Annotated in this window: 18 protein-coding genes, 1 pseudogene and 1 other annotated feature; of the genes and pseudogenes, 16 read left to right on the forward strand and 3 right to left on the reverse strand. The window is 51.1% G+C overall.

Annotation, left to right across the window (positions count from 1 at the left end):
- Window positions 1-306: 306 nt before the first annotated feature.
- Window positions 307-1587 (forward strand): hemolysin family protein, encoded by a 1281-nt coding sequence (locus tag ACL02P_RS06310; RefSeq protein ID WP_198136229.1) that lies wholly within the window; start codon window positions 307-309, stop codon window positions 1585-1587.
- Between the two features lie 56 nt (window positions 1588-1643).
- Here the strand turns inward: ACL02P_RS06310 and ACL02P_RS06315 are convergent, their stop codons facing one another.
- Complete coding sequence (locus tag ACL02P_RS06315; RefSeq protein WP_260070285.1) at window positions 1644-2876, reverse strand: aminopeptidase; 1233 nt, start codon at window positions 2874-2876, stop codon at window positions 1644-1646.
- 169 nt (window positions 2877-3045) lie between these two features.
- Between ACL02P_RS06315 and ACL02P_RS06320 the strand changes: the two genes are divergently transcribed.
- The 8 genes and pseudogenes from ACL02P_RS06320 (at window position 3046) to ACL02P_RS06355 (ending at window position 8324) form a co-directional block, all read left to right on the forward strand.
- Window positions 3046-3321: a hypothetical protein gene (locus tag ACL02P_RS06320; protein WP_009226135.1), complete on the forward strand. Its 276-nt coding sequence runs from the start codon at window positions 3046-3048 to the stop codon at window positions 3319-3321.
- Window positions 3322-3370: 49 nt separating this feature from the next.
- Window positions 3371-4465: an AI-2E family transporter gene (locus tag ACL02P_RS06325; protein WP_009226134.1), complete on the forward strand. Its 1095-nt coding sequence runs from the start codon at window positions 3371-3373 to the stop codon at window positions 4463-4465.
- A gap of 95 nt (window positions 4466-4560) precedes the next feature.
- Window positions 4561-5028: a hypothetical protein gene (locus ACL02P_RS06330; RefSeq protein WP_036646024.1), complete on the forward strand. Its 468-nt coding sequence runs from the start codon at window positions 4561-4563 to the stop codon at window positions 5026-5028.
- 177 nt (window positions 5029-5205) lie between these two features.
- Window positions 5206-5694, forward strand: a complete 489-nt coding sequence (locus tag ACL02P_RS06335) for a cysteine hydrolase family protein (RefSeq protein WP_412836969.1) — start codon at window positions 5206-5208, stop codon at window positions 5692-5694.
- Between the two features lie 29 nt (window positions 5695-5723).
- Window positions 5724-6025: pseudogene (locus ACL02P_RS06340) on the forward strand (AIM24 family protein); the annotation flags it as partial.
- Window positions 6026-6160: 135 nt separating this feature from the next.
- Window positions 6161-6595 (forward strand): Rrf2 family transcriptional regulator, encoded by a 435-nt coding sequence (locus ACL02P_RS06345; protein WP_260070282.1) that lies wholly within the window; start codon window positions 6161-6163, stop codon window positions 6593-6595.
- Window positions 6596-6782: 187 nt separating this feature from the next.
- On the forward strand, window positions 6783-7649 hold the full coding sequence (locus ACL02P_RS06350; RefSeq protein WP_260070281.1) for a VOC family protein: 867 nt from the start codon (window positions 6783-6785) through the stop codon (window positions 7647-7649).
- A 105-nt stretch (window positions 7650-7754) separates the two neighbouring features.
- Complete coding sequence (locus ACL02P_RS06355; protein WP_016312123.1) at window positions 7755-8324, forward strand: GNAT family N-acetyltransferase; 570 nt, start codon at window positions 7755-7757, stop codon at window positions 8322-8324.
- 130 nt (window positions 8325-8454) lie between these two features.
- On the opposite strand, the gene ACL02P_RS06360 is transcribed toward ACL02P_RS06355, so the two are convergent.
- Window positions 8455-8655 carry a hypothetical protein gene (locus ACL02P_RS06360; protein WP_412836970.1) on the reverse strand — a complete coding sequence of 67 codons (201 nt, stop codon included), beginning with the start codon at window positions 8653-8655 and terminating at the stop codon, window positions 8455-8457.
- Between the two features lie 124 nt (window positions 8656-8779).
- On the opposite strand from ACL02P_RS06360, the gene ACL02P_RS06365 reads away from it, so the two are divergent.
- The 6 genes from ACL02P_RS06365 to ACL02P_RS06390 all read left to right on the forward strand — a co-directional run bounded on the left by ACL02P_RS06365 (window position 8780) and on the right by ACL02P_RS06390 (window position 15174).
- The gene (locus ACL02P_RS06365; protein ID WP_412836971.1) at window positions 8780-8932 is read left to right on the forward strand and encodes a hypothetical protein; all 153 of its coding nucleotides are present in this window, start codon (window positions 8780-8782) and stop codon (window positions 8930-8932) included.
- 86 nt (window positions 8933-9018) lie between these two features.
- Entirely contained in the window at window positions 9019-9288 is a 270-nt protein-coding gene (locus tag ACL02P_RS06370) for an ACT domain-containing protein (protein ID WP_260070279.1), read from the forward strand.
- A 17-nt stretch (window positions 9289-9305) separates the two neighbouring features.
- A complete protein-coding gene (locus tag ACL02P_RS06375; protein ID WP_397376591.1) occupies window positions 9306-10664 on the forward strand; it encodes a PFL family protein in 1359 nt (452 codons plus the stop codon).
- Window positions 10665-10682: 18 nt separating this feature from the next.
- On the forward strand, window positions 10683-12641 hold the full coding sequence (locus ACL02P_RS06380; protein ID WP_412836972.1) for a GTP-binding protein: 1959 nt from the start codon (window positions 10683-10685) through the stop codon (window positions 12639-12641).
- 108 nt (window positions 12642-12749) lie between these two features.
- Window positions 12750-13217, forward strand: coding sequence for a hypothetical protein (locus ACL02P_RS06385; RefSeq protein WP_412836973.1), 468 nt, complete (start codon window positions 12750-12752; stop codon window positions 13215-13217).
- A 67-nt stretch (window positions 13218-13284) separates the two neighbouring features.
- Window positions 13285-13516: a binding site (T-box leader), on the forward strand.
- A gap of 98 nt (window positions 13517-13614) precedes the next feature.
- Window positions 13615-15174, forward strand: a complete 1560-nt coding sequence (locus tag ACL02P_RS06390) for a 2-isopropylmalate synthase (RefSeq protein ID WP_412836974.1) — start codon at window positions 13615-13617, stop codon at window positions 15172-15174.
- Between the two features lie 67 nt (window positions 15175-15241).
- Here the strand turns inward: ACL02P_RS06390 and ACL02P_RS06395 are convergent, their stop codons facing one another.
- Window positions 15242-15421, reverse strand: coding sequence for a small acid-soluble spore protein H (locus ACL02P_RS06395; protein ID WP_036646017.1), 180 nt, complete (start codon window positions 15419-15421; stop codon window positions 15242-15244).
- A 208-nt stretch (window positions 15422-15629) separates the two neighbouring features.
- Between ACL02P_RS06395 and ACL02P_RS06400 the strand changes: the two genes are divergently transcribed.
- Window positions 15630-17792 (forward strand): 5'-nucleotidase C-terminal domain-containing protein, encoded by a 2163-nt coding sequence (locus ACL02P_RS06400; RefSeq protein ID WP_412836975.1) that lies wholly within the window; start codon window positions 15630-15632, stop codon window positions 17790-17792.
- Window positions 17793-17833: the final 41 nt, after the last annotated feature.

Genomic DNA, 17833 nt, shown 5'->3' on the forward strand with positions numbered 1-17833 from the left:
TGCACTTCCAAGGGGGCCTTTTTGTTTATTTTTCCAGCCTGCCACGCCTGTTCGCTAGGAATACCGCAGCGTTTGACTGTGTAGTGTATAATAATATAATTAAGATGAATTTATATATGGCATGTAACTGTTTGGAAATAAAGGAGATGAATCCCTTGGGAAATTAAAGCTGTCGTTCTTATATGGAATGCAATGGAATACTGATGATTTTAATCCACGAAGGAGGTGCACCTATTCGCCGCCGGATCGGCGGGAATAGGAAACGTATTGAGTGACCCTTTACCGAGTCTTTATTCCGTAGGATTCATGGTGTTATTGGTGTTGCTTAACGGACTTTTTGTGTCGGCTGAATTTGCCATTGTGAAGGTGAAGAGCTCCCGCATCGAGGCGTTAGCCGAGGAGGGGCGAAGGAACGCGATAATCGCGAAAGAGCTGTTAAGCAAGCTGGACGGTTATTTGTCAGCCTGCCAGGTTGGGATAACCCTCAGTTCGCTTGGGCTCGGCTGGCTCGGCGAACCCGTTGTTGCCCGAATTCTAGGGCCGATGTTCGAAATGATGGGCTTTGGCGAAAGGCCGGGATTTATCATTTCGTTAGCCGTTTCGTTTCTCCTGATCGCCATCTTGCATATCGTGCTGGGAGAGCTGGCCCCCAAGACGATCGCTGTCCGTAAAGCCGAGACCATCACGTTATGGCTCGCTTGGCCGATGCGCATCTTTTACCGGCTAATGTACCCGTTCATCTGGCTGTTAAACGGGCTCTCCGCCGGTCTCTTGCGACTGTTTCGCATTGCGCCAGTAACGGAGCAGGACTCGCTTCACACGGAAGAAGAAATCCGTGTCATGATGAAGGAGAGCAGCGAAAGCGGTTTGATCGACAGCACGGAAATGTCGCTGGTGGACAATATTTTTGAGTTTGCCGATACAACCGCTCGGGAGATTATGATCCCCCGAACTGAAATGATCTGTTTGTATACTCAGCATTCGCTGGAAGAGAACCTGGAAATCGCCTTGGAAGGCACAAGAACGCGTTATCCTGTTTGCAATCATGATAAAGATCATATTATCGGATTTATTCATATTAAGGATTTGATCCGCTCCCAAAACCGGAATATCCGTGACTTAATTCGTCCGATTATGGCCGTCCCGGAATCGATCCCGATCAGTGATTTGATGAAGCGTATGCAGCGGGGACGAACGCAAATCGCGATCTTGATCGATGAATACGGCGGGACCTCTGGAATGGTTACGTTGGAGGACATCGTCGAGGAGATTGTCGGCGAGATTCAGGATGAGTTCGATGAGGAACGTCCTGGGATCGAGCAGCTGGACACGAATGTGTATTCGATCGACGGGCTTATGCTGATCGAGTCCATCAATGACCGATTTGGCCTGGAGCTGGATTCCGACGATTATGACACCATTGGCGGTTGGTTATATTCACGGATCGATATCCTGCCTCCGCAGGTCGGGCAAACCGTAGAATACGGCGGAATCACGTACGTGGTGGAGGAAACCGACAACAAACGCATCTCTCGCGTCAAGCTCATTCGCCAGCAGCTCTTGCCGTTGGAAGAAGCGGGCGCTTAAAAATAAAACCGGATGACTCTCATTGATAGAGAGCATCCGGTTTTATTGTTTTTCGATTAGAATGCCCAGTTGCCTTTAATGAAGATCGGTTCTTCCTTGCCGTCTGCAGTGATGCCGAAAATATCCATCTCAGCGGACCCCACCATAAAGTCTTCATGCGCCAAGCTGGAGTTCAAACCGCGTTGTGCCAGTTCTTCCTGGGACATCGATTTGCCGCCTTCCAGGTTAAAGGCGTAGGCATTGCCGATGGCCAGGTGGTTGGAGGCGTTCTCGTCAAACAGCGTATTGTAGAACAAAATACCGGATTGCGAGATTGGGGAGTTATGCGGAACTAACGCCACCTCTCCCAAGTAATGCGAACCTTCGTCCAGGTCCACGAGCTGTTTAAGGACATCGGCGCCTACTTCGGCTTTGTAATCCACGATGCGGCCGTTTTCGAACGTCAACGAGAAACGGTCGATGATCGTGCCGCGGTAGCTCAGCGGTTTCGTTGCGGAGACCGTGCCGTTTACCCCAGTTTTGAGCGGAGCGGTGAAGACTTCCTCGGTTGGCAGGTTGGCCAGGAAGGTGTTGCCTTGGGCGTTGATGCTTTCCGCAGCGACCCACAGATGGCCTTCCGGCAGCTCGATGGTGAGGTCGGTCCCAGGCGCTTTGTAATGCAGCTTCTTGTATCGTTTCGCATTTAAGTAATCGGATTTTTGCGTCAGGTTCTGGATATGTTGCTGCCAAGCGGCGATCGGGTCTGGTTGATCCAGGCGAACCGTACGGAAGATTGCTTCCCACAACGCTTGTACGCGTTCTTCTTCAGGAAGGTTAGGGAATACTTTATCCGCCCAAGCCTTGGAAGGAACGGCCACGATCGACCAGCTGAATTTATCGGACATCTGCATTTCGCGGTATTTGCTCATCGCTTTGCCGTACGCTTTCTGATGATTGGTGAGCCGCTGGGTGGACACGCCTTTCAGCAGATCAGGGTCGGAGGAAATGACATGCAGCACCGCTGCACCGTTCTCTACGTATTCCAGCATTTCGCCGGCATACCATTTTGGTTCATCCAGGAAAGATTCTTCGGCAGCCATATCATAGCGAAGACGGGTGACCACATCGTCGCTCCAGTTGACTTTAACAAAGCGAGCGCCGGCTTCATAGGCTTGTTTCACAATAAGCCGGACGAGCTCCGCGCTATCGATGGTCGTGTTGATAATCAAATTTTGTCCGGGTTGAACGTTAACGCCAATTTTTACAGCGAGTTCAGCATATTTTTCCAGTTTCTTTCGAAAATCGGACATCTACGGTTTCCTCCAAACTTTAGGAATTAATTACATGCTTAATCATACACCATTTGCCAGCGAAATTGGAATGCCGTGCGAAGGCGATCCTTAGTTTCTACATTTGATATTCCCCCAAAACATGGTACGATATTGCAAAGAGACTGTCCCATAAAAAGGAGTTACGTAAATGATGAACGAATTGACCATTGTTCACGCAGAAATGCGCCGGGAGGAGGATGGCTCCTATATCGGCAAAACCATTTTCGAAGTGAGCTCGCATAAGGCAGCTTATGAAATTACCTTCTACAGTGAGAAGGGAACCGATTGGGATTACAGCCTTCATTATGCCAACGAACCTGGCATTGAGGAGCAATTCCTTCAAGTTGACGCACGGATCGAAGAAGACGACGAGTGGTTTGATACCCTGTTGGATGCTGCGTTGGATACGCTGCCGGAGGCTTAAACCGTAAACTTCCGTTGGATACGGAAGAGTGGGGGAGGAGGAACAAACCGTGTGGCAACATCCGTTTTATCGCACATCGCTTGGGATTATTATGGTGCTGACCATTATCTATTTGTTGTCCAAGGTCAGCTTTATCTTTAATCCGCTGGTGACGCTGGTGTCCATTCTAATTGTCCCGCTCACGATCTCCGGATTTCTATATTATCTGCTGCGGCCGATCGTACAGTTCTTGGAACGGAAGAAACTGAACCGGGTGCTGTCGATCCTGCTGATCTACTTGTTATTCGCCGGAGTCATTACGATCTTCTTAATCGTTGTATGGCCGCCGCTCCGGAGGCAGATCATCGAATTTATGAACAATGTGCCGAAGATGATCAACGGACTGCAGACCCAATTCAACGACATCCGCGACAATCGTTATCTCTCCATGGTGACGAATGAAACCAGTCCGGAACTGATGAGCAAAGTCACGGAATATTTGAACTCGGCCATGGAAGCCATCTCCGGTTACTTGTCCCATGTGGTGACTTTCCTGAACGATTTCGTCATTGTCGTCGGTACCGTCCCGATCCTGCTCTATTACATGCTGAAGGAAGACGAGCGGGTCACGCCATTGCTGGTGCGGATGCTGCCCAGTCGTTACCGCCGCGATGGAGCCAGCGTCATCCATGAAATTGACAACATGCTCAAAGGATTTATCGCCGGCCGCATGATTAGTGCGATGCTGCTGGCGTTTATGAGCTTTATCGGTTTTTGGCTGATAGGTTTGCCCTACCCATTGCTTCTTGCGGTGGTGGGCGCGTTGTTTAACTTCATCCCCTATTTCGGGGCGCTGCTGGGGGCAATTCCTTGTGTCATCGTGGCGTTCACCGTGTCTCCGTCGATGGTATTCTGGGTTATCGTTATCGTGGTGGTTGCGCAGCAAATCGAAGGCAACTTGATCTCCCCATACATCTATGGCAAAACGATCAATATTCATCCGTTGACCACGATCGTCTTGTTGCTGGTGGCCGGAGATTTTGGCGGCATCCTGGGGATGATCTTGGCGATTCCGGTTTATATGATGCTGAAGATTATCGTACTCAAAGCACATAAACTTTATTTTGCTGAAAAAATTGAGGAGCTCACCGAATCGAATCCATAAAATTCCATATGACCTGCAAGGTGACAAAAATCATATCTCCCATCCCCGCGATTAGGCGATGATTATTCTATCAATTTGCTCGGGGGATGATGTACATGGCAGTGCAAGCCAAAGGCGGGAAGTACTTTTACGCATGGAGCAAGATTCTTCCCGACGGATCGTTTTACCTTCCGGATCAAGCCCTGCAAGAGTACCAGATTCGACCGGATTCCAACATTATTCTGATGACCGGCCGGAATACGGCCAAAGGCTTTAGCGTCCTGTGCAAAGAACTGATTGCCAACTCGCCGCTGGCCCCGATCTTCGCCAGCATTCCTCAGCTTCAGCAATTCGCCATCCCGGAAGGGGAACCGGTTATCGTTAAAGAACGCACGTTTTGCTGGGTTTACTTGAACAGCAAAGGGTATTTTACGCTGCCGCTGTCAACCTGGCAGCAATTTGGCCTCCAGCCGGGCGACCGGCTGCTCAGCTTGCGTGCCACCCATCTAGCGTTTAACAATTTGGCGGAGGGACCCTATATTGAGCAAGCGAAGCAACTCCGCGATATTCTCGTCTATGAATGAAAAGATGCTTACAAAGAAACCAGCCAGTCGTCTGAACTTTCAGCGGCTGGCTGGTTGTATGTTATACTCGTTCAACTGCAAAAATTATTCCACAGCAACTACGGCGGCCGGTTCAGGGATCGTGTATAATGTAAGAAATTGGTCGTCTGCCTTGCAGGCGGCAAAGGGGGAGCAGGCATGAAACCGGCTTTATTAATCATCGATATGCAGCAATTCTTTTTGAACCATCCTCGCATCCAAAGTGAAATCCCGGGAGTTTGCGAGTACATTAATGCCGTCGCTGACTTGTTCAGGGAAGCGGGCCGGCCGGTTGTGGTAGTTCAGGATCAGGATGGGGGCGTTGGAACTCCGGGATACGAGGTCATCCCAGAAGTCAAAATACTCGAATCGGACCTGCGGATCTCCAAAGCATGGAGCAACTCGTTCTGGAAGACGAACCTGGAGGAGCTTCTGCGTGAACATGACACCGATTTCGTCGTGGTCTGCGGATTTGCCGCCGAATACTGCGTCACTTTTACGTTTAACGGCGCGGTGGAGCGCGGATTTGGTGCGGCTATTTTGCAAAAAGGCATCCTCGGCGAGCACCCCGATTCAGTGGCCGCCGTCTATCGGGATCGCAGTCTGATCAGTTATTCTGTCATCCGAGCGCTTTTGAAGCAAAATTAATTTATGGCATTAATCTCAGCAATGTGATCATGAGGGCGGGTAAGCGGCTGCTGACCGGCGAGGGCCTGTTTACGACGGTCTTCACCAACGCCGGGTATCAACGGCAGGCCGTTACTTTTGCTTCACCTTATCCCGGAAAAATCGTCCCGCTGGACCTGCAAATGCTCGGCGGGAAGGTGATCTGTCAGAAAGACGCTCCCTATGTGCGGCCAAAGGCGTGTTCGTCGGCATAGAATTCCAGCGTAAGCTCGGCACCGGCTTCTTTGGGGGAGAAGGCTTCATCATGCAGAAAATCGAAGGTGACGGGCTGGCTTTCGTGCATTCCGGGGGCTTGGGCAACCTGCTCGATGGAAGATAACAGAAGTGCTCGATGTCCGCGGTCTGCTTCGTGAGAAAGGCGGTTGACATTCCGCTCCTCAAGTAACTAATATGGTTACATGATGATGAAAAGGGGGAGCGGCTTATCATGACGATCAGCTCCAGATTTTCTGTGGCGATTCACATCTTGTCCCTGCTTGAAATCAGCAAGGACGAGATTTGCACTTCGGAATATATTGCTGGCAGCGTCAACACGAATCCGGTTGTCATCCGCCGCATTATGGGCATGCTAAGCAAAGCGGGCTTGGTGGAAGTCCGTACGGGGGTAGCCGGAGCCAAGCTGTCACGGAAGCTGGATCACATTACGCTGCTTGATGTATACCGTGCCGTGCATGTCGTGGAGGAAGACGGATTGTTTGCCGTCCATGATCAGACCAACCCCGATTGCTTGGTCGGTAAGAATATTCAATCGGCCATTGAACCGATCTTCTCCAAGGCGCAAAAGGCGATGGAAAATACGCTTGCGGCGGTAACGCTGCAGGACGTTGTGAACGAAATTACGGTCAACAACCCATCCGTGTAACGCAAGTGCATCTAGACGGTATGCGGAGTGAAGCCCCCGATAGCAGGGGGCTTTTTTTGTACCGAAATTGACAACTGGAATCCCTGTAACTATACTGATTACAACGACTAAATGTAACATCCTCTGTTACAGCTGCTATTTCATCTGGGGTTGTAATTTGTTCTTATTTTGAAGGAGGAAATCCATCATGGCTCATCCCTTGCCGATTCATCCCGCCACGCAGCTTGGCGTTGTTCAACTTAAAGTTCGCGATCTGGAGCGCTCGCTCACCTTTTATCAAGAGGTGATCGGCCTTCGGCTGCTACGCCAAAACAGCAATGTTGCCGAGTTAACCGTTGACGGCCAACATCCCTTGCTGATTCTGGAGGCAGATCCCCGTTATCGCATTCTGCCTGAGCGTTCCGTGTCCGGTTTATACCACTTTGCCATCTTAGTTCCGGGTCAAGTGACATTGGGCCTTGTACTTCGCAATTTGATCCGGCATCAAATCCCGGTGGGGCAGGGCGATCACCTGGTCAGCGAGGCGCTGTACTTGAGCGATCCGGATCAGAACGGCATTGAGATCTATGCCGATCGCCCCCGCGACACCTGGCAGAAAACCGCGTCCGGCGAAATTCACATGACGACCGATCCGGTGGATATCGAAAACCTGTTACATCTCTCCGAGCGTGCGCAGTGGAACGGTTTGCCGGAAGGTACTCGCATGGGCCACGTGCATTTTCATGTAGGGGATTTACAGCAGGCTGAACAGTTCTATTGCGGAATATTGGGGTTTGAGGTCACTCTCCACTTTGGGGTTTCGGCTTTATTTATCTCCGCTGGCGGTTACCACCACCATATCGGCCTGAACCTGTGGGCTGGCAAAGATGCGCCGCCAGCGCCGGAGGATGCGGTGGGCATTCATTATTTCACGGTGGAACTGCCGGACGTTCCGGCCTTGGAAGCCGTCGTAAGCCGGTTGGACGAAGCCAAGGTGGCCTATGTGCGAGAGGGGAATGAGCTGCGGCTAAGTGATCCTTTTGGCATCGGAATTAGACTAACGGTTGCTGCCTAAAGAGTGAACATTCAGTGGAAGATCCTTCGGATTTTAACTCTTCCTTTTGGCGCGGTCCTTCACCTATAATAGATTTACGTATATTTTAGGAAAGGACCGGTCGTTATGAAAATGTTCCCTCAATTGGAAACGGAACGTTTTGTACTCAGAAGGCTGACGACGAAGGACGCCGCCGATTTGTTCCATTATTTCTCCAACGACGAAGTGACCAAATATTACGATCTGGATCGTTTCGTGGAACTCCGAGAAGCCGAGGAACTCATCCAGAAGTGGAACAGCCGCTATTTGGAGAAGCGGGGCTTTCGCTGGGCGATTACGGTTAAGGCCGAAAGCGACCGGGTGATCGGCACTTGCGGTTTTCATAACTGGTCGAAGGAGCATTACAAAGCAGAGGTTGGATACGAGCTCAACCCGGACTATTGGCGCCAAGGTGTCATGACGGAAGTGCTGCAGGAGATTCTGCGCTTCGGATTTGAGGATCTGGGGCTAAATCGGATCGAGGCCTATATCGACCCCGATAATATTCGATCCAGGTACTTGTTGGAGAAAACGGGCTTTCATGAGGAAGGGTATTTAAAGGAAACGTTCTTCGAGAAAAATCAATTTGTGGATGCCGTTGTCTTCGCGTTGCTGAAGAAGCAATATGAAGCGAAACGGAACCGGCAGTTCCGGTAGAGCAACCTCCAAATTGATTTTCCATCGGAAGTTTCGGCTGGTTTTAGTTAATGACCACGCTGGGACTTCTTGTTTTTTTGTTAGGTGAAATTAACGTATTACCGTAATTAGGCTGGGGAACACCGCAAATTTAGCGGCGCTCCCGAAGATACTCCGTTTGATGAAGGGTGTGAACCTGGCGAAGCACCGTCTGAGCATGTTCCCTGAATTTCACATCCACGATCTGATCCTTGATCAAAAAGACACCGGTTTGCCCGCGATGCTGCCCCCGTGCAGCGGCATATAGCAACCCGGCTCCATGGGGCGGCGGGGAGAAGAACAGTTTCATCACCGGTTTCAGCCAGATCGGAAGACCCGAGCGTCTTCCTTTACGTAACGTGTTGTTGCTCCCTGGATCAACACTCCGAATCTCGATGCCCTCCGCGGCAAGTTGCGGAGCTTACCGGGATATCCGAGTGAAGCAAGGGAGCTACCGTCCGGAGGATTGTGAGACGGAGGGTATGAACGGCACCCGTGCTGACGGCGCGAAGGATGCAATGCCGGGCAAGCCCATGTCGACGGCAGAGCGGCGTTATTTTTCCGCGTCACCGAGTAAAAGCCGTTATTGAAGAATCGCCGTTCTTTTGCCATAATAAATCGAAGCAGATGACTCGTCCGCGCTGGCGGGAGTCTTACATTAAAGGGGGAGCTTGGGTTGAAGGGGATTATCACCGTACTGGGTAAAGACAAAGTGGGCATTATCGCCAAGGTTTGCACGTATTTGGCCGATCATAATGTGAACATTCTTGATATTTCGCAGACGATTATTCAAGGGTATTTCAATATGATGATGATCGTTGATATTTCTGCACCCACCAAAAACTTCGAGACGCTGGTTGAAGAACTGCAGGAGCTGGGACTCTCCATCGGCGTAGAAATCAAGCTGCAGCACGAAGATATTTTTAATACGATGCACCGGATCTAAGGAAGGGAGGGGACACCATGATCTCACGCGTTGAAGTACAAGAAACCAATTCGATGATCCGCGAGATGAACCTCGACGTGCGCACGATTACGATGGGCATCAGCCTGATGGATTGCGCTCACGAGGATATGAACGTATTTAACCGGAACATCTACGATAAAATCACCCGCACTGCCGAGAACCTGGTCAAAACCGGGGAGGACCTGGAGAAGCAGTTTGGCGTGCCAATCGTCAACAAGCGGATCTCGGTTACTCCGATTTCGATCGCTGCCGGCGGGCTGAAGACCGATACTTTCGTACCGGTGGCCGAAGCGCTGGACCGGGCGGCCAAAGAGGTTGGCGTCAACTTTATCGGCGGCTTCTCGGCCCTTGTGCAGAAGGGCTTTACGAACGGCGACCGGGTGCTGATCGACAGCATTCCTGAAGCGCTGGCTGTCACCGAACGGGTCTGCTCCTCGGTGAACGTGGGCTCCTCGCGCAGCGGAATTAATATGGACGCGGTTAAAAAGATGGGCGACATCATCCTCCGTACCGCGGAACGAACGGCGGACCGGGCTTCGATCGGCTGCGCCAAGCTGGTTGTGTTCTGCAATGCGGTCGAGGATAACCCGTTTATGGCGGGAGCGTTCCACGGCGTTGGAGAGCAGGAGTGCGTCATCAACGTGGGCGTCAGCGGCCCCGGAGTTGTGAAACGCGCGCTGGAGGAAGTCAAAGGCAAGGATTTTGAGACGTTGTGCGAAACGATTAAACGGACGGCGTTTAAGGTCACTCGGGTCGGTCAGTTGGTTGCGCAGGAAGCGTCGAAGCGCCTTGGCGTCCCGTTTGGCATTATCGACTTGTCACTGGCTCCAACACCGGAAATCGGCGACTCGATCGCAGAGATCTTCCAGGTGATGGGCTTGGAGGAAGCGGGAGCGCCGGGAACGACCGCTGCGCTGGCGATTTTGAACGACAACGTGAAAAAAGGCGGCGTCATGGCCTCCTCCTACGTTGGCGGCTTGAGCGGTGCGTTCATCCCGGTCAGTGAGGACCATGGGATGATCGAAGCGGTGCAGCGCGGCGCGCTGACGCTGGAGAAGCTGGAAGCGATGACGTGCGTGTGCTCCGTTGGCCTCGATATGATCGCGATTCCCGGCAACACGAGCGCCGCGACGATTTCCGGTATCATCGCTGACGAATCGGCAATCGGCATGGTCAACAACAAGACGACCGCGGTTCGGATTATCCCGGTAATCGGCAAGGACGTTGGCGAGATCGTGGAGTTTGGCGGGTTGCTGGGCTACGCGCCAATTATGCCGGTCAACGCCTTTAACTGCGCTCCGTTCATCGAGCGGGGTGGCCGGATTCCGGCTCCGATCCACAGCTTTAAGAACTAAGTGGCGGGGGACGCAGCTATGTTCAAAACGATCGGACTCCTGGCGCATGTCGATGCTGGGAAAACCACCTTTGCCGAAGCGTTGCTCTACCATACGCAAACGATTCGCAGCCGCGGTCGGGTTGATCATCGCGACGCCTTCCTGGACAGCCACGAGATCGAGAAGGCGCGGGGCATTACCGTATTCGCCGACCAGGCGGAAATGAAGGTTGGGGATTCCACCTACTTTTTGTTGGATACGCCGGGGCACGTCGATTTTTCCGCAGAAATGGAACGGGCGCTGCAAGTGCTCGACTATGCGGTGATCATCGTCAGCGCGGTGGAAGGCGTGGAGGGCCACACGGAAACGGTCTGGCAGCTGCTGCGGACATATGGGATTCCTACGTTTTTCTTTATCAATAAGACGGATCGCACCGGAGCTGACCCGGATCGAGTTCTGGAAGATATCCGCCGCGAGCTGAGCGCGAATGTACTGGATCTGACTACCTGGGCAGCCGTCGAGCAACTAGACGAAACGGAAAAGGCTTGGATTGCGGAACGGGATGAGGCGCTGCTTGAGCCATTTTTGGAAGGGACATTATCCGACGCAGCGTGGAACGAACATCTCATTCAGATGGTTCAAAACGGCCAGGTGTTTCCTTGCCTGCGCGGATCCGCGCTCTTGGATATCGGGATCGACGTGTTTATGAAGGCGTTGGATCGTTTAACGGTTACTCGGTATGATCCAGAGCTTCCGTTTGCGGGGCGGGTGTACAAAATTCGGCATGATGAGCAAGCGACACGGGTCACCTTCATCAAAGCCTTGCAAGGCACGTTAAGAGTCAGGGATGAACTAACCTATGGCCCGGAAGGGGGGCAACGGACGGAGAAAATTACCGCTATCCGCAAATACAACGGTCAACGATTTGTGCAGACGGATTTCGTTCAAGCGGGGGAACTGTTCGCGGTAACCGGATTGACCTCGGTATCGTCCGGTGAAGGCCTCGGGGCATTGGTAGACCCGATTCGCCGTGAGCTCGCTCCCACGTTGCAGTCGAAGGTGCAATTTGAACCGCCGCTTCATCTGAAGGAAGTCCTGCGGGTATTTCAGCTGCTGGACGCCGAGGACCCGACTTTAGGAACCCGTTGGGATGAAGCGCTGCAGGAGTTGCATATCCATGTCATGGGCAAAATCCAATTGGAAATTTTGCAACAGGTGGTGCAGGAACGTTTTGGGATGAAGATTACGTTTGGACCACCGGAAATTTTATATAAGGAGACGATATCTACACCGGTGACGGGCTGCGGTCACTTCGAGCCACTAGGGCATTATGCCGAAGTCCATTTGCGGCTTGAGCCTGCGGAACGGGGCAGCGGGGTGACGTTTGTAAATGCTTGCCATGCGGATGATTTGTCCGTAGGATATCAAAACCTGATCGGTCAACATGTGTTGGAACGTGAGCACCACGGCCTGTTGACCGGCTCGCCGCTGACGGATGTTCGCGTTACGTTGCTCACCGGACGCTCACACAATAAACATACCAGCGGAGGCGATTTCCGCGAGGCGACTTACCGCGCGATCCGGCAGGCGTTGGAGCAGGCGGAGAATGTGCTTCTGGAGCCGGTGTACCATTTTAAAATCAAGGTGCCATTAGATCAGCTCGGTAAGGTGTTAACCGACATCCAGCAAGCGCACGGCCGATTTGATCCACCGGAGACGGGAGAAGAGACGGCGGTGATTTCAGGTGTCGTTCCAGTCGCCACGTTTATGGACTATCCGACAGAGCTTGCATCGATGACGCACGGGAAAGGTTCGATCATGCTGAAATTCGGCGGTTATGAGCCTTGCCATCAAGCCGAGACGACCATCGCTCGGAAAAACTATAACAAAAATGCCGATCCGGCATATACCTCGTCTTCAATCTTTTGTGCAAAGGGGCAAGCGTATTCTGTACCGTGGGACGAGGCGCCCAAACATATGCACGCTTCGGTACTATGAGGTGATCCTATGTTTCGCAAATTCATGATCGCCTTCGTTTTATCGATCATTCTCACCTCATGTACAAGTCAGCCTATGAAGGATGATCCTAATTCGGAGGCGTACACCTTGTACAATAATATTTTTTATCACCAATATTCGAATCAACTTCACTTTCTCACAGAAATTTTTAGGAGTTTAACGAACAAGCCAAGTGAAGCTGATTTGGCTTATATTCAAGGGAAAATTGACGGGTACTCCAAAAATAGTTGGTTTGTTTTCTACTCGATGAATCGCACGGATAGTCCGTCTCTGGATCAGGCAGTACCTCCCAAACTTCGTTCTATCATGTATGAACTCATCGACGAGACAAATCAGTTATTAAGTTCCTTGAACGAAAAATTGGATGCGCATAATAAACTTACCGTTGTACAAGATAATCAGGAGCTTATTCAAGAACTGATTCAGCAGTGTGATGAGCTGAACGTCACCTCAAGTTATATCAAAGACGAGAAAAATTGGAGCTCCTACAAAGAACAGCTACAGTTGGCTCTGCTGAAGTTTCAAGAGTTTCGAGACAAACTCCAGTCGGAATAATGGATTTCTTCTCTTTATGTTGACAATCCGTTATTAGGTGCATATAATATCCAATAATTCCATATTGCCAAATGTGTTGATTAGAAATAGTAAACGTGATTTGACCTTTCAGAGAGCCGTTGGGTGGTGCGAAACGGCAGCGTCCGTCATGTTGAACTCGTCTATGAACAGCTGCCTGATATGTAGGGTAAGCCGGGATTCCGCCGTTACAAGGATAGATGGTGTTCGCCATCGAAAGAGATCATTTCATCATGTGAAATGAATTAGAGTGGTACCGCGGGTTCAACCTCGTCTCTATAGCAGAGACGGGGTTTTTTTGTTGATTAAAGTCCGGGTTTAATCAACCCCGCTTCACATAGATTCAATCCAAATTCCAAAATCAAGGAGGAACTTTCAGATGGAACGTTACCGCAACATTATCGTACTGGATACAACGTTACGCGATGGGGAGCAAGTCCCTGGTGCCAAGTTAAACGTACGGCAAAAGCTGGAGTTTGCTCAGCAGCTGAAGCGCCTCCGTGTAGATATTATTGAGGCCGGCTTCCCTGCGTCCTCACAAGGTGATTTTCAGGCGGTGCAGCAAATTGCCCGAACCGTAGGAGACAGTGTAGGCATTACCGCGTTGGCACGGGCGGTAAAATCCGACATTGATGCCGTGTACGAAAGCATCCGTGAGGCCGAACAGCCGTTAATCCATATCGTGCTTGGCGCCTCTAACGTCCATGTGGAGAAGAAATTTAACCGCTCCAAAGATGCCGTTCTGCAAATGGGTGTCGATGCGGTGAAATATGCGAAAACACTACTGCCGCAGGTTCAATATTCAACCGAGGACGCTTCGCGGGCGGATTTTGAGTATTTGTGGAAGACGATCGAGGCGGTCGTCAAAGCCGGAGCCACGATGATTAACATCCCCGACACCGTGGGCTACGCGGAGCCGGAGGAATTTGGACACCTGATCCGACGCATTCACGAGCGGCTGAAAAATCTCGACGATTCTGTAATCCTCAGCGTCCATTGTCATAACGATCTTGGTTTAGCCACCGCCAATACCTTAAGCGCCATCAAGAACGGGGCCGAGAAAATCGAGTGCACGATTAACGGTCTTGGTGAACGGGCCGGAAACGCCTCGTTGGAGGAAGCGGTGATGGCCTTGAAGGTACGCGAGGCGCTGTACGGATGTCGCACGAACATCGATACGAAGGAGCTGATTCGCACGTCACGGCTGCTGACCCATTTGACGGGACTCGATGTGCAGGTGAACAAAGCGATCACCGGCGACAATGCGTTTGCCCATTCCTCCGGAATTCACCAAGACGGTCTGTTGAAGGATAAGCAGGTGTATGAAATTATGTCCCCTGAAGAGGTGGGGGCTGAAAGTATGGAGCTGATTTTGACGGCCCGTTCCGGTCGGCATGCGGTGAAGCTTGCGGTGGAGAAGTTGGGGTTCGATACGTCGGATGCCGTGGGGTTTGAACGGTTATTCCAACGGTTTTTGACATTGGCCGATGCGAAAAAAGAAGTGTACGACCATGACCTATATTACCTGATTAGTGAACATCAAGAACAAAGCGATTCCGGTCATCCGCTGTTCGAGCTGACTTCGTTCCAAGTCGTGACGAATGACATTTGCCCAACGGCCACCGTTACCTTAAAGATCAACGGACAAGAGCGGAAGGGCAGCGCGATTGGAGATGGCCCGATCGACGCGCTTTACAGTGCAATCAAGTCGTTAACCGGCATCGACGCCAAACTGACTTCCTATAAGATCAACAGCATTTCCCATGGGAAAGAAGCGATTGGTCGGGTAAATATTCAGCTGGAAGCAGGAGGAAAAACCTACACAGGACGCGCCATGGACACTGACATCATCAAAGCGAGCGGTCAGGCCTTCGTGAACGGCATCAATGCGATGGTATTAGCTGGTGCGCCCATAAGCGACATAACAAATGTTATGTAAACTAAATGAGCGGTGCGTAAAAAATGAGGCAGAAGGAGCTCTCATAAAGAGCCTTCTGCCTTTATTTTCATTGTTCATTCAGTTGGGATAAGGGTACTTCTTTTTCGTTCTCCGGTTGACCTAACGGATAGATCCGTGCGGTTTCTTTCTTTTCGTCCACGTGTTGAATGTAAACCGGTTCGCCATCGTAGGTTACGTTGACCATGGTAGGGGAAGCGACAATCTCTTTAGCGCGTTGACTGTCCATCGGATAACCTCCTATTGTCATGTAGTTCAGTCTTCCTGCCGATCATAAAATACCCGGTTCCCCATGGTTTTATTCTCTTCATGACGTGAAACGCATTAAATTGTAAATTTTAATCGCTAATTTGGTTTAAATGATTTACTTTAAAAACTCTTCTACTTATATTTAATAGAGTAGTATATCAAAAAATGGTAGAGGAGGAATCGGATTAATGGTTTGGAGAAACAAAGCTTTCGGCAAGTTTCTGGCGATCAGTACCCTCGTTGTCGGGCTTGCTTCTGGAGCAGTCGGGCTGCCCGTAAATGCGGCCGAATCCGGAAGCACAGGGGCCAAGGACTTCGAGCTGCGCGTCCTACATACCAATGACACGCACGCGCACCTGGATAACATCGCTCGCAGGGTGACGGCCATTCACACAGCAAGAAATGATCACACGTTGTTGCTGGATGCGGGGGATGTATTTTCGGGAACGTTATATTTCAATCAATTCAACGGATTGGCCGATCTGTTCTTTATGAACGAGCTGAAGTATGATGCCATGACGTTTGGGAATCACGAGTTTGACAAAGGACCAGGTACCTTAGCCGAGTTCATTAAGCAGGCGAAGTTCCCGTTTGTCAGCGCTAATCTGGACTTTAGTGCGGATGCAGACCTGAAGGGGTTAAGCCATTCCGAGCTAGGCAAGGGAGAGCCTGCTCAAATTTACCCGGCTGTGATTAAGGAAATTGCCGGGGAGAAAGTGGGGATCATTGGCTTAACTACGCCGGAAACCTCCGTGTTATCCTCGCCGGGTCCTGACATCAAATTCGCTGACGAAGTCGAAAGCGCGCAGAAGCAAGTCGACGCTTTGGAAGCCGAAGGGATCAACAAGATCATTGTGTTGTCCCATTTAGGATATACCGTTGACCAACAACTGGCTGAAGCCGTCGATGGGATCGATATTATAGTTGGGGGGCACTCCCATACCGTTCTGAATGCCCCGGAAGTCCATCATGCCGATGAAGAACCAACGTTGATCGTGCAGACAGGCGAATATAACCAAAATTTAGGCCAACTGGATGTCACCTTTGATCACGACGGAAAACTAACCACCTGGAAAGGCGAGTTAATTGCCCTGGATGCCAAAGATGATGCCGGCAACTTTTTGATTAAGAGCGATGCCGCAGCGGAAGCCAAGCTGAAGGAATATGCTGCTCCGCTAGAAGATCTGAAGAAAACGGTGATCGGGAAGACCGAAACGGATTTGGATGGCGAACGCGGCAGCGTACGTAAGCAAGAGACGAATCTTGGTGACTTGATCGCTGATGGCATGCGCTCGAAGGTCATGAGCATCGTAAAAGTGCCTGATGTTAAAGGGTATGTAACCATCCAAAACGGGGGCGGGATTCGTGCTTCGATTAAAGCTGGGGATATTACCCTGGGTGATCTGCTCACCACAATGCCGTTCGGGAACAATTTAACGGCACTGAAGATGACAGGCGCTGAAATTGTGGCTGCACTGGAGAACGGTGTGAGCGGTGTCGAAAATGGGGAAGGGCGGTTCCCGCAAGTTTCGGGCTTGCGCTTCTACTACGATTCGACGAAGCCGGGTGAAGTGATCGACGATGTGACCGGTGAGAAGACGCAATCCGGACAACGCATCGTGAAAGTCCAAATCCAAAACGAAGGTGGAACCTACTCCGATATCGATCCGAAAGCATACTACATTGTGGCGACGAACTCGTTTATGGCGAGCGGCGGGGATTTTTACGCTTCGATGAAGCAAGCGAAGGACGACGGTCGGTTCTATGAGCTGAACCTCGTGGATTATGAAGTGTTCCATGAGTATCTCGACAAAGTGGGTACGGTTAAAGCCACCACTCAAGGACGGATTACCGATCTGAAAGGTGCTCCATTGCCAGCTGAAGCTGGAGGTACGCCAGCAGGCCAAAGCACAAACCCTGAAGCGCCTGCATTTACGGATATTTCCGGAGATCCCAATGCTTCGCTTATCAATGAAGCTGCAGCTGCCGGCATTGTTGAAGGATATGGGGATGGAACCTTCCGACCGCAAGCCGAGGTAACTCGTGCTGAATTTGCGGTCATGATCGGCCGTGCCTTCCAGGTATCGGAATCTTCTGAAGACACGGGATATACCGACATCTCGGAAGTGCCAAGCTGGGCTCTGCCTGCGGTAAGTTCCCTCAAGAAAGCAGGGGCGCTCGAAGTGCTTGGTAAAGAAACGTTCCAACCAAAAAGCACGCTTACCGCAAAACAAGCTGCCGAAGCGATTGCTGTTCTCTCCGGCAAAAAAGCCAATCTGGCTGGACTTGCCGCCGAGGCCAAGGTGACGCGCAGCAGCCTGGTATTGCTGATTCAATCCGCGCTGAAATAATCTTGCACAAATGTTTACCACCGTCTAGCCCAGTTACTTGG

Origin of the sequence: Paenibacillus sp. MB22_1 (assembly GCF_047200555.1) — a bacterium.
GTDB lineage: Bacteria > Bacillota > Bacilli > Paenibacillales > Paenibacillaceae > Fontibacillus > Fontibacillus phoenicis.